The organism is Seonamhaeicola sp. ABD4_340, assembly GCF_056312135.1.
Genome location: NZ_CM149981.1, coordinates 518,233 through 531,539 on the forward strand (window position 1 = coordinate 518,233; position 13,307 = coordinate 531,539).

At 32.9% G+C, this 13,307-nt stretch carries 7 protein-coding genes and 2 tRNA genes; all 9 read right to left on the reverse strand.

Features of this window, described 5'->3' with window-relative positions; genetic code table 11:
• Positions 1 to 13: 13 nt before the first annotated feature.
• Positions 14 to 2,791 carry a SusC/RagA family TonB-linked outer membrane protein gene (locus tag ACYX4H_RS02300; RefSeq protein WP_476237605.1) on the reverse strand — a complete coding sequence of 926 codons (2,778 nt, stop codon included), beginning with the start codon at positions 2,789 to 2,791 and terminating at the stop codon, positions 14 to 16.
• A gap of 17 nt (positions 2,792 to 2,808) precedes the next feature.
• Complete coding sequence (locus ACYX4H_RS02305; RefSeq protein ID WP_476237606.1) at positions 2,809 to 4,650, reverse strand: RagB/SusD family nutrient uptake outer membrane protein; 1,842 nt, start codon at positions 4,648 to 4,650, stop codon at positions 2,809 to 2,811.
• 30 nt (positions 4,651 to 4,680) lie between these two features.
• Positions 4,681 to 8,049 carry a TonB-dependent receptor gene (locus tag ACYX4H_RS02310; protein WP_476237608.1) on the reverse strand — a complete coding sequence of 1,123 codons (3,369 nt, stop codon included), beginning with the start codon at positions 8,047 to 8,049 and terminating at the stop codon, positions 4,681 to 4,683.
• A 233-nt stretch (positions 8,050 to 8,282) separates the two neighbouring features.
• Entirely contained in the window at positions 8,283 to 9,413 is a 1,131-nt protein-coding gene (locus ACYX4H_RS02315) for a FecR family protein (protein ID WP_476237609.1), read from the reverse strand.
• Positions 9,414 to 9,459: 46 nt separating this feature from the next.
• Positions 9,460 to 10,056 (reverse strand): RNA polymerase sigma-70 factor, encoded by a 597-nt coding sequence (locus ACYX4H_RS02320; protein WP_476238626.1) that lies wholly within the window; start codon positions 10,054 to 10,056, stop codon positions 9,460 to 9,462.
• Positions 10,057 to 10,337: 281 nt separating this feature from the next.
• Positions 10,338 to 10,412: transfer RNA gene (locus ACYX4H_RS02325), tRNA-Pro, on the reverse strand.
• A 109-nt stretch (positions 10,413 to 10,521) separates the two neighbouring features.
• Positions 10,522 to 11,502: a thioredoxin-disulfide reductase gene (gene trxB / locus ACYX4H_RS02330; protein ID WP_476237611.1), complete on the reverse strand. Its 981-nt coding sequence runs from the start codon at positions 11,500 to 11,502 to the stop codon at positions 10,522 to 10,524.
• Positions 11,503 to 11,678: 176 nt separating this feature from the next.
• Entirely contained in the window at positions 11,679 to 13,001 is a 1,323-nt protein-coding gene (locus ACYX4H_RS02335) for a dicarboxylate/amino acid:cation symporter (protein WP_476237612.1), read from the reverse strand.
• A 110-nt stretch (positions 13,002 to 13,111) separates the two neighbouring features.
• Positions 13,112 to 13,186 (reverse strand) — tRNA-Pro (locus ACYX4H_RS02340).
• Positions 13,187 to 13,307 lie beyond the last annotated feature (121 nt).

The window sequence follows — 13,307 nt, forward strand, 5'->3', positions numbered from 1 at the left end:
AACTTATTTTTTGTTAGTAAGTTAATTTTAAACCTAATGAAACAGTTGTATACATAGGATAGTTTGTTACACCTGCGTTTAAGTTTTCTGGATCTGAATTTTTAATTTTTGAGAATGTAAATAAATCATTCCCTCTTAAAAATATTTTAAAAGCACTTGCTCCTAATTTTTTACTTACATTTTCTTTAAAAGCATAGTTTAACTCTGCTGTTCTTATTTTAAAGAAAGATCCATCTGTTAACCAGTACGAAGACCCACGGTAACTGTGCGATTGTGTTAATGACGTTAACCTTGGTGATTGCGCGCCAGCTACTGCTCCTGGTACTGCTGCACCTAATGCTTGTACAGAGTATTTATTTTCGCCTACATTCCAATAATAACTATTAGTTAAATACCTATCAAAACCTGTTATACCTTGCCCTAAAACAAATAACTCAAAACCTTTATACTCTAGGTTTAAATGTAGTGAGTAATTGATTCTTGGTGTTGAATTTCCTATTACTTGCCTATCAAACTGATCTATAAGATTATCATCTCTATCGTTAACAACATCTAATAATTTAATATCGCCAGGTATAATATCTCCATATGATGACGTTACACCATGATTTGTTATTTCTGCTTGGTCTTGGTATAATCCATCTGCAACCCAACCAAAAATGGCATCTGAAGCTTGCCCCGTTCTGTTTAAATTACTATACTCATTTATTTCATCAAAAACTTCATTAACTGCTTTAGAATAAATTAAATTACCCCCTATTGAGTATTTAAAGTTATTTATAGCATTACTATAGTCTACACTTAAATCTATACCTTTATTAGAAACTTCATTAAAATTACCTATTGGTTTTAAAGCCCCTGTGTAATCTGGCACAGCATTATTAAGTACTACCGGAATGTCATATCTTAACTCATTGAAATAATTCACTTCTAAATTTAACTTTTCATTAAAAAGTTTAGTTTCAATACCAATATTAAATTCTCTTGATTTTTCAAATGTTAAATCTGGATTTCCAATTTGTCCTGCTCTCCAAGCGTATTCAATTACGGCATTTTCAGGTCCAAACCTGAAGCCTCCACCGCCTTGGTAGAAATCACGATATAATAAATAGTCTATTGAAGAATCATAGCCCATTACACCAAAAGACCCTTTTAATTTTAAATAGTTTATGGTGTTATTATTTTTTAAGAAATCTTCATTAGACATAATCCAGCCAAAACCACCAGCTCCAAATAAACCCCAACGGTTTTCTTTTGTAAACTTATCAGACCCCATGTAAGATGCGTTACCTTCAATTGTATATTTATTATTGAAGGTATAGTTTACTCGAGCTCCTATATTTATGTTTTTATCATCTTGCTGAGTTGTTGGACCATCTAAGGTAGATTTCCTGGTTAATGTTTGCCTAAAGCCTGCTATGTTTATTTGTAAGTCATTTTTCCCCCAAGACTTAACATAATCTATATTACCTACTAATCCTAAGTTTTGGGTTGAGTTATCACCTTGACGAGATTCAGATGATTGAAGTACATCTGTACCTATTCTTGTACCGTCAGACGGGTCTATCCTAGAGTAGGATAGGTTTTTCCCTATAGATATATTATTGAAAAAATCAAAAGTAACATAACCTCCAACTGTTAAACCGTCAATAAGTTTACCTAAATCAAAATTTAACCCAAAATTGGTTTGTGCATAATAGTTTTTAGTATTAACGTAACCAGACCTAGTTAATTCTCCCATTAAGTTGGTTCCTACTCTTGGGCTCCACCCTAAGTTATCTGTATCACCAATATCTCCTGCCCATAATGGGTAATCATTTGGTCTGTGAGATGATAATGTATTAAAAAAGCTACCATTATCAATATTAGCTCTGTCCCAAATATCCATTCTTCCTGCTATATCTAAAAAAGCAGAAACAGTATTATTAACTTGATAATCTAAATTACTTCTAACGTTAATTCTGTTAAATTTTTGCTGTTTACCAACTTTTTCTAAACCATCTTCACCTATAAAACCTACATTTAAAAAGTATTTAGTTTTGTCATCACCTCCTCTTAACTGCGCATTTAATCTTTGGAAAGTGGTACTTTTTCTTAAAAAAGTATCATAAAAATCTACATCAGGAAAAAGTGTTGACGGATTATTAGCGTAATTATCAATTGCTTCATCTGTATAAAGCGGCTCTAAACCATCATTAATTCTGGCTTGATTGTAAAGTCTTGCGTACTGTGCAGAGTTTAGATATTCTGGCAACTCTGTTGGTCTTTTTAAACCAGACTCTACAAAAAACTCAACTTTCTTTTTTCCATCATACCCTCGTTTTGTTGTTACCATTACTACACCATTGGCAGCTTTACTACCAAAAAGCATTTTGGCAGTAATATCTTTTAATACCTGAATACTTTCAACCTCATCTATAGAAATACTTGAAAGTGACCTATTAGCAATACCATCAATAACTATTAAAGGTGCATCACTATTACCTCCACGTGATATACCTCTAATACGCATCCATGTGGTATCAAAACCAGGAGCTCCTGATGCTTTATTTACAATTAAACCAGGCGCTAAACCTACAAGTGCAGATTCCACGTTATAATCTGAAGTGTGCGATATATCATCTGCTTTAATAACATCAACAGCGCCTACTAATTTATCTTTATCAACTTCTCCAAAAGGTAAAATAACTTTATTATTTATTTCAACTTTTGTTATAGAGTCATTATTATTCTGCTGTGCAGATATAACACCCGTTATGGCTGTTAAAACTAGTAATATATAATATTTCATATTTATCATTTTATTATTTACCACCCAGGATTTTGTTCAAACTGAGTCATAATATTCATAACCTGTGTTGGAAAAGGATACCAGTAATGCTTATCTTCAAATACTCTTAATGCACCATCCATAAGCTTTTTATCATAAACAACCTCACCGTTTATTTCTTTGATATCGGCTCCCCAAATACCATTTGCAAAAACTTCTTTTGCAATTTTCCATCTTCTTATATCAAACCATCTGTGTTGTTCATGGTATAACTCAACGGCTCTTTCGTTATAAATACGTTGTTTAAATGTTTCTTTATCTGTAGTATACTTAGCTAAAACTGGTGGCATATTTGCTCTAGCTCTAACTATGTTTATTGCTTCTACGGCTGTTAAAGAAGCTCCTGGAACTGCACCATTTGGCCCATAGGCTTCATTGGCGGCTTCAGCAAAATCTAAGTACAGTTGGGGCACTCTTATATGCGGAAACATTCTAAACCAACCTCTTGCTCTGTGCCACTTATTACAACCAGGCCATTTGTGTTTTTTACTATAGTAACCTGCCCAAAATTTGTTTCGGCTGTTTTCATATTTATAGTGCCAACCGTTAGGTAGTGCATCAAGCGTTCTTGCTTTTCCTGGGTTAGGATTTGGTAAACCAGGATACAAATCGTCTCCATGTACTGATACACTTGCACGCAACCTTGGGTCTCTATTACTATAAGGGTCTGATGGATTAAAGCTACCACTTGAAATGGCTTCAGGGTCATTAACATCATAACCATCAATGGTTTCAAACCAATCAACAGCATTTTGTGTTGGCTGATTTTCAGCTAACCACCCACCAGCAAATTGTGGTAAAAACCATCCTTGACCTGCTCTTCCAGAGCCATTAGGGTCTGTGCCTTGAGATAATGGTGCTTGAATGATAGCCTCTTTTGGAAAGCCACTTGTTCTACTGCGCCAGTTCTCTGTATACTCTTCCATAGTAAACATTTCATAACCACCGGCAGCATATCCATTAATAGCTTCTGCTGCTGCAGCTGCTGCTTTTTCAGCATAGGTGATATTGTATGTTTTTGAAGATGAACCATATGGATTTAAATCTGGGTTCATTAAAGGGCTTGAAGCATATAATAAAACCATGGCTTTTAATGCTCTTGCTGATGTTTTAGTAACTCTACCTAGGTTTTGGCTATTCCATTTCACAGGTAATAAACTTATGGCTTTATCTAAATCTTCAACCATCCAATCTGCACCTTCTAACCATGTTGGCCTTGGAACATCAAAATTTGCTGATGGATCAAAAACTTCATCCATAATAGGAAAACTGCCGTATCTCTTAACAATTGTAAAATAATGAAATGCTCTTAAAAAATGAGCTTGACCTACAATTTGGTCTTTTAACTCTTGTGGTGTATATCCTAATTCAGTAGGAAATTCAACCAACTTATCAATATTTTTTAGCACATTATTAACGGCACGAATGGCAACAAATGCTTTTGATACTGGTTCTGCTGGTATATCATTTCCGTTAAACTCTGCCCCTACGTTGTCATATGTCATACCGCCTAAATCTCTAAAATTTGAGTCCATCCAGTTTCCTGTATTTATTACATAATGTACTGGAAATTGCGTTTTAGATATTTGCATTTCATCAGACATACAACCTACTTCACCAGACCAATCTGTATCATTGTATACATAATTATGAATCAAACGAGTAGCTCTATCTAATGCTCCTCTTGTTGAAAAATAATCTGTAAACACCTCGTCTTCACTTACTCCTAATTCAGGACTAACATCTAAATACTCTTCACATGAAAGAGAAACTACTGATACTGAAACTACTAATAGCAGCGTTTTTATATATTTTTTCATAATGTTATGTTTTTTTAGATTATTTATTTACTAAAATGACAACCTAACACCTAGGTTATAGCGTTTTGTAATTGGGTATACAATTAATTGATTTTGCTCTGGATCAAATTGACTTGGCAAATCTGTCCAGGTAGCTAAATTGTTACCATTTATAAATACCTCAAAAGAATCAAAAAGCCCAATAGCATCTCTAGCCTTTTGTCCTAATTTGTATTTAACCTCTAGTGTTTTAAATCTTAAAAATGCACTAGATCTATTTGTGTAAGTACTCAATTGATTATCATGCCCCGTGTTTTGTGTACGTAATGCAGGGTGCCTACCGTTAGGATTATCAAAAGACCAAGCATCTTGTTGCTCATTATTTAATAACTGGAAACCTAACATACCTGCTCCAGCCCACTCATATAAATAACTTTGGTCTATATTTTTTGATAAATCCCACATACCGTTAAATAATGCTGTTACAGAAAAACCTTTGTATGCAAAACCTAAATTAAAGGCATAAGTTTTTGTTGCAAATCTTGGGTTATTAATTGGCACTCTATCTAATTGGCTAATTACCCCATCAGCATTATAATCTACATAGCTTAAATTTCCTGGAATAAGTTGAGCATCTGGAGAAAAACCAGAAGTTGTACTATTATATACCTCATCCCATGATTGGTATATACCATCATTTAACAAACCTGGTTGCCAACCTATTGGTTTACCTTCATTACGTTGCTGTGGTGATGTAGAAGGAGCATCATCTTGTGCTACTATGCGACTCTCACTAAGTGATGCGTTTGCACGAAGAAAATACTCAAAATTCTCATTTACTTTATGATTCCATTTTAATTCTATATCAATACCATGATTTTTTGTTTCACCAATATTTGCAAATGGTGTTACTGCACCAAACCAGGGTGCTACTGTATTTCTTTGTATTAATATATCTTCACGATTTTCTTGAAACAGTTCTATTGTAGTTCTCAATTTATTATTAAGAAAGCCCATTTCTACAGCTAAATCTTGTTTAATAGCAGTTTCCCATGTATTACCCGGAACTGCTGGTCTTCCTTCTAGGAAAAGTTGCCCATAGTTTATTAAAGGGTCTCCAAAAAACAATTGTGCAGTACCTCCTGAACGGCTATCATATTGTGATTGGTATAAGAAACGGTTATTTCCAATACCTTTATCTGAACCTATTTCACCATAAGAATATCTAAACTTTAAAAAGTTCATAAACTTAACTTTGTCTTTAAACCAATCTTCTCTAGATACAACCCAGCCACCTGCTAATGATGGGAAGAAACCGTAACGTAAACCAGGTGCCCAGTTTTCGTTACCATTATAAGCCCCATTAAACTCTAATAAATATTTTGATTTATAAGCATATGTTGCTCTACCAACCCAACTTTCTTCAAAACGCGGAAAATTTGTACCGCTTTGAGCTCTTCTTCTACTAAAAAGCCCCATTACTCCTACTTGGTGGTTATCTCCAAAGCTTTTATCATAATTTACTCTAAATTCATAGTACAAACTATTGCTTGAACCTGTAACATTTTCTGGGTTTACAGTTGGTGGCCCAACAATTTCATCAGGGTCTCCATCTTGTATAAAGCCTGTTAAATCAGCATTAGGATAATAAAACAAAACGTTTTGCCTTATAATACCGCTGTTATTTCCATATTCTTGAAAAAAGTTATACGATAATCTTCCTTGAACTTTTAAATCTTTGGTTATATTTTGAATTAAAGTAAAATCTGTATACAATGTATTAGAGCGATCTCTCCATTGGCCTTCTCGTTCACCTTTATAAAAGTTAGGGTTAACAACAGCGCCTTCTTCAGTAGTTAATCTACCATCTGGTAAAATAGGCTGTGGCCCTACCAATGGCGTTTGCCAAATACGTGCAAATGTATTACCTCCACCAGTTGTTATACCATTATTTGTTAACCTAGTTAACGAGTTTTTATTAATAGTTTTAAAGTTACCTGATAGGCCTACTTTAAATTTTGTAGTTTTACTAAAGTTGAAATCTAAATTTGAACGCCATGTAAATTTTCTTTGATAGGTACGCGGATCAAAATCTTTTTGTTTTTCAAAATCAAAAATATCGCCATCAAATTGATATCCAAGAGACGAGAAATAAGTTACAAAATCATTACCACCAGTTACATTAACATTATACTGAGAATTTACACCTGTTGTTAATAGTTCCTCAATCCAAGTTGTATAACTATAAAAATCTCGGTCTCTATTCGGGTCTCTCCATAAATCTATTTCACTTTGTGGAAACATTACACTGTATGCCCTATCGTTCATGGCAGCTTCGTTAAAAGCTTCAAGTGTAGAAGCATAATCTGCATAGTAATTTGTATCCATTGTTGGTTCTTTTAAACCCCAACTACTAAATACGTTTACTTTTGTTTCGCCCGCTTTACCTCTTTTTGTAGTAACTACAACTACACCATTTGCTGCTTTTACACCAAATACCGCAGTTGCTGAAGCATCCTTTAATACAGATATGGATTCAATTTCATTAGGGTCTAAATCATTAAAATCACGTTCAACACCGTCAACAATATATAGTGGTACATTTCCTGCTCCTCCAAAGGTAGACTGACCTCTAATTAAAATTGTAGATGCTGTAGAACCCGGTTGTCCTGCGGCTTGTTGTGTTGACACACCTGGCATAATACCAGAAAGTGCTTCAGATACTGTTGCTACAGATCCTGCTCTTAAAATTTCTTCACCCTTAGCTTGTGTTACAGAACCTACAACGGTTTCTTTCTTTTGGCTACCATAACCTACAACCACAACCTCATCTAGTTCTGATAGGTTTTCTTTTAATACTATTTTAATTTGTGATTGATTGTTAACAGGTACTTCTTTGGTATCAAACCCCAAAAAAGATACAGTTAATATGGCATTTTCACTAGCTACCTTGAGGGCAAAATTACCATCAAAATCTGCAGTAGCACCATTTGTTGTGCCTTTTTCAATAACATTTGCACCTGGTAGTGGCTGCCCATTTTCGTCTAAAATTGTTCCGCTAACCAAAAACTTTGTTTGTTTTGGAGTTTGCTTAACTGGTATTAATTTTTTAGGTGCTTTTTTAGGCTTTAGTACAATTTGTTTTCTGGAAACTTTGTACTGAATTTTGGTATTGAAAAATAAATTATCTAATACTTCTAAAAGCGGTTTTTTTGTTGCGTTAATTGAAACGCGCTTTAGATAGTTAACATCTTCATCTTTATAGATGAATTTGTAATCGGTTATTGTTTCTATCCGATTTAACACCTTTTCCAAACGCACGTTTTCTAAATTAATAGTAACCGTAGTATTTTTTTTAGATACGGGGTTTGCATGTGTTTGAAACAAGGCAACAACTAAAAAGATTGTGGTAAGTTTCATTTTTAAATTGCTTTGTAACAGAAAGAGAATAGTTTCCCTTTGAATAACAAGGTTTTTCATTACTTTTATAGTTCTTTACGTTGGTTATTAATTTAATCACACCTTTAACCGGTTAAATGTTCCCGCATTTTCCGGTTTTTTTTGCCATGTATTGGCATACAAGTGATTAAGTAGAATAATAAATTAGTTTGTTGTGTAGTGTTTTTTCTATGTCATATGTGGTATCATTTAGTTTAGTTGATTATTATAGTTGGTTTATTTGTTTGTTTGTTTATAGTATAGTTAATACTATAATTCTCTTTAAATGTTTGCAAAATATAATCAATACTTACATTATTAAAACTAGCAGTAAATGCTGTGTTATTTAAGGTTGTATTTTTGCATTGTATTGATACATCATAATACCTTTCTAACTTTTTAAGAATATTGATAAATGGTTCGTGCTTAAAACTTACAACACCATTTATCCAAGAGGTATACAATGAAACATCTACATTTTCTACAATTAAATTAGTGCTTTCCCTGTTTAAAACAGCTATTTCTCCAGGTTTTAATGTTGCTTGAGTTTCATCAATGTTTTCCCCAAATAAACTTACAGCGCCTTCTACTAATACTGTTTCGGTTTCTAAATCTTCAGGATATGAAGACACATTAAATTGTGTACCTAAAACCTTAACATTTATACCTTTTGCCTTTACTATAAAAGGGTGAACTTTATCTTTAGCAACATTAAAAAACGCCTCTCCAGTAATAAAAACCTCTCTATTAAACCCTTTTAAAAATTTAACTGGATATTTTAGCGAGCTACCAGCGTTTAGTGTTACTTTTGTACTATCAGACAACACAACATTAAACCTTTTACCATAAGGCACCTTTAAGGTATTATATATCAATTCTTCAGTTTTGCTATTGTTATTATAATGCAAAACATTTCCTTTTTGCTGCCCGTAATTATTTCCTTTTGAATCTGCTATATCAGCTTCATTATTCTCTGTAATTATTTTTGTTTCACCAGTTTCTAGCTCTAATACAATAGCATTTTCTGGAATTACAGTTTCATTAGTACTTTTTAATAAAAAACAAGAATAACCTACACTTAAGCTAACAACTAATATAGCTGCGTATTTTAAAATTACTGAAAAATTATTTGTTTTTTTATTTAAACGCTTTTTGTAAGCAGCATAAGCTTTTTCTGTGCTCGTCTTTTTTAATGTGTCTTCAAAACTAGAAGACACATACTTTGCTTTTAAAGTATTGAATATATGGGAGTTTTCTTCTGAAGAATTTATCCAATTTTCTATCAACATGGCTTCTTCAGAAGTAACTAATCCTTTAATATAATTTAAGAGTACAGTAGTTTTCATAGTTAGTTGGTATTATATAGACGACTAACTTTAGTACTATACCTAGTCATAATTTAAAAAAAATAATAATTAATGTTAAATATTCTTTTAAATGAAGCCTCATATGCTGTAAAGCCGTTGATATATGGGCATCTACAGTTCTTTTTGAAATTTGAAGTTTTTCGGCAATTTCAGCATGCTTTAATTCTTCAAATCTACTTTTTATGAATACTTTTTTACATTTTTCAGGCAATGCTTCTATGGCACTGTTTATTCGTTCTTGTAATTCAGATTCAATAATTAATGAAACAGCCTCATTTTTAATGAATTTTTTTTGAATTGAAACTTTTTGTTGATAGGATATCGAAAAATTATTTTTAACCTTATGATGCTTTAACAAATCTAAACAAGCATTTTTTGTTATGGTATGAAGATAATTATTCAAGTTTTTAACGGTAGATAAACCATAACTTCTTTCCCATATTTTGATAAATACATTTTGCACTACACCTTCGGCATCTTCATAATTATCAAGATATCCTTTGGCTATGTGCAATAATTTACCGTAATATAGACGAAAAAGAACCTCATGAGCATTAGGATCTTTTTTTTCTAATAAACTGGTAAACTTTTTAGAACCTATATCTAAATGTAGTTTTTTCAGTTTGTTGTAGTTAGTTTGTTTAGTTCCATAAAATTAGTAAATTAAAAAAACTATACAAGATTACAAATGTTTGAAACATTGCAACAAATGATTATTTTACTAAGTTTTGAACAGTATTTACCTTAAAATGCGGGTAAAAGACTACTTTGTATAGAAAAAGAAAAACTATATAATGTTTTATTTTAGTAAGAAAATTAAAATAATTAAGATAAAAACAGTTAACACAAAATAAATGCTGATTATTATATTCTTAAAACATTATAACATGCAAGAAAAAAAAGTCGGGATGACAGGATTTGAACCTGCGACCACACGGCCCCCAGCCGTGTACGCTAACCGGACTGCGCCACATCCCGAATTTTAAATAGTTTCCAAAGAAAACATATTTTTAAATAATTACAAAACACAAAATAGCCAAAGTTTTTCCTTTGGCTATTTTGTGTTTCTTTAAGTAGCTATTTGCTATTAATTATATGTTGATGTAGATACTTCAAAAGAAGCATCTTTAGCTGCTAAATAACGCTCAGCATCTAAAGCTGCCATACAACCTGTACCTGCAGCAGTAATTGCTTGTCTGTAAACATGGTCTGCCGCATCTCCAGATACAAATACACCATCTACATTTGTTTTTGCTGTACCTGGTGTATTAATTATGTAACCTGTTTCATCTAAATTTAAATAATCTTTAAAAATATCTGTATTAGGTTTATGCCCTATGGCTACAAAAAACCCAGTTGCTGGTATTACGTGTTTTTCTTGTGTTTGGTTATTAAAAACGCGCACGCCGTTTACTAGTTGACCATCACCTAAAACCTCATCGGTTTCTGTATTAAATAAAATTTCAATATTTTCTGTGTTTTTAACACGTTCTGCCATAATTTTTGATGCTCTAAACTCATCACGTCTTACTAACATGGTTACTTTTTTACAAAGTTTAGAAAGATAATGAGCTTCTTCACAAGCAGAATCTCCTGCCCCAACAATCACAACTTCTTGATTTCTATAGAAAAAACCATCACAAACCGCACATGCTGAAACACCGCCACCTAACTTTAAATATTTTTGTTCAGATTCTAAACCTAGATATTTTGCTGATGCTCCTGTTGAAACAATAATTGTATCGGCATGAATTTCTTTTTCGTCATTAATCCAAACTTTATGTACATCTCCCGAAAAATCAACCTTAGTAGCCCAACCATCACGAATATCGGCTTCAAAACGTCTAGCTTGCGCTTGTAATTGCAACATCATTTCTGGCCCTGTAACACCTTCTGGGTAACCTGGGAAATTTTCAACCTCGTTAGTAGTTGTTAATTGACCACCTGGTTGCGTACCTTGATATAAAACAGGGTTCATATTGGCTCTTGCAGCATATATTGCTGCTGTGTAGCCTGCTGGCCCGGAACCAATTATTAAACACTTTACTCTTTCAATTGTATTAGACATAATTTTAAAATCTTTTAGGTTAAAACAAAAGTAGAATTTTTAAACTAATCCTTACTTAGAATGTATCAACAGTTTTTATAAAAAAATAAGTAATTGCTATGGTAAGCAAAAAAACTTTTACTGTATATTTTTAGACGTCATTTAAAAGCAATACCCTTATTAGTTTTTTTGTAATATTAATTTTTAGGATAATTATCATCCCAATTTTTAATTTTAGGATTACCCAATTTACCAAGAGATTTGGCTACTAAGGTAGAAACTGTAGCATCTCCAGTTACGTTTATTGTTGTTCTGCACATATCTAACGGCCTGTCTACTGCAAAAATTAAGGCTAAGGCTATTGGTAAAATATCAGACGGAAAACCTATAGCTTCTAAAACAATTACTAACATTACCATACCTGCCCCTGGTACGGCAGCGCTTCCTATTGATGCTAAAAGCGCTGTTAAAATTATCATTAACTGATTACTAAACACTAAACCTTCTGGCCATAAAACCTGCATAATAAATACTGCAGCAACACCTTGATAAAGGCTTGTACCATCCATATTTATTGTAGCTCCAACGGGTAAAACAAAACTAGAGACTTCTTTGTCTACTCCAATATGCTCTTCAACACGTTCCATAGTTACCGGTAATGCTGCAGCACTACTACTTGTTGAAAACGCTAATAATTGTGCTGGACTAATTTGGCTTAAAAACCAAATAGGCGATTTTTTTGCGTATAATGCTATTAAAAGTAAATAAAAACATATCATTAATACGAGACCTAAAACCACTACACCAGCGTATTTTAATAGGGCTATGAGTATTTCAGGATCATCGGCAGATACTACAACGGTTGCCAAAAGCGCAAATACTGCATAGGGTGCAGATAGCATAATTAAATCTACCAATTTCAAAATAACTTCATTTAAAGAATCAAAAAAGTCTTTTAAAGGTTTTGCTTTTTCTTCAGGAACTAACAAAATACAAATACCTAATAGTATTGAAAACACAATAACTTGAAGCATTAATTTATTATCGCTCATGGCTGTAACAGCATTATCAGGCACCATATCAACCACAAAATCTAACGGACCAGCTTCAGCTTGTTTTTTAGCATTATTTAAAATGGTTTGTGCTTTTCCGCTACTAGCATATTTTTCTTTTAGCATTGTAACAGTTTCAGGTGTAATGCCAGCTCCTGGCTTTAAAAAATTTACCAACCCTAAACCTATAGTAATTGCTATTACGGTAGTTAAAATGTACACAAAAATAGTGCGTACACCCATATTTTTAAATTTTGAAATATCTTTTAAATCTGACACGCCTTTTATTAACGAAGCTAAAATTAAAGGCACTGCAATGAGTTTTAACAACTTAACAAATATTTTACCAATAGGCTCTATCCAATCTAAAACAAATTGTTGGAGGTTAAATGATGCCATTGTGAAACCAAAAACAACACCAAGCACCATGCCTATTAGTATTTTCCAGTGTAATGCCAATTTCTTCATATAATAAAAGTGAGAATTTAAAAGGTATAAACTTACGGAATTTGCAGCAATTTTTACGAAGTACAAATATTACGGCATAAAAAAAGCATTGCAAAATGCAATGCTTTTTGTCGGGGTGGCAGGATTCGAACCTGCGACCTCCGCGTCCCAAACGCGGCGCGATAACCGGGCTACGCTACACCCCGAAATTGTAACGGGCTGCAAATATACTTTTTTTATTTATTTCAATACCTATTTTTCAAAAAAAATATTAAAATCTAAATCTTTTTAAACTTATTACATAACTTGCTTGCTCTTAACAACACC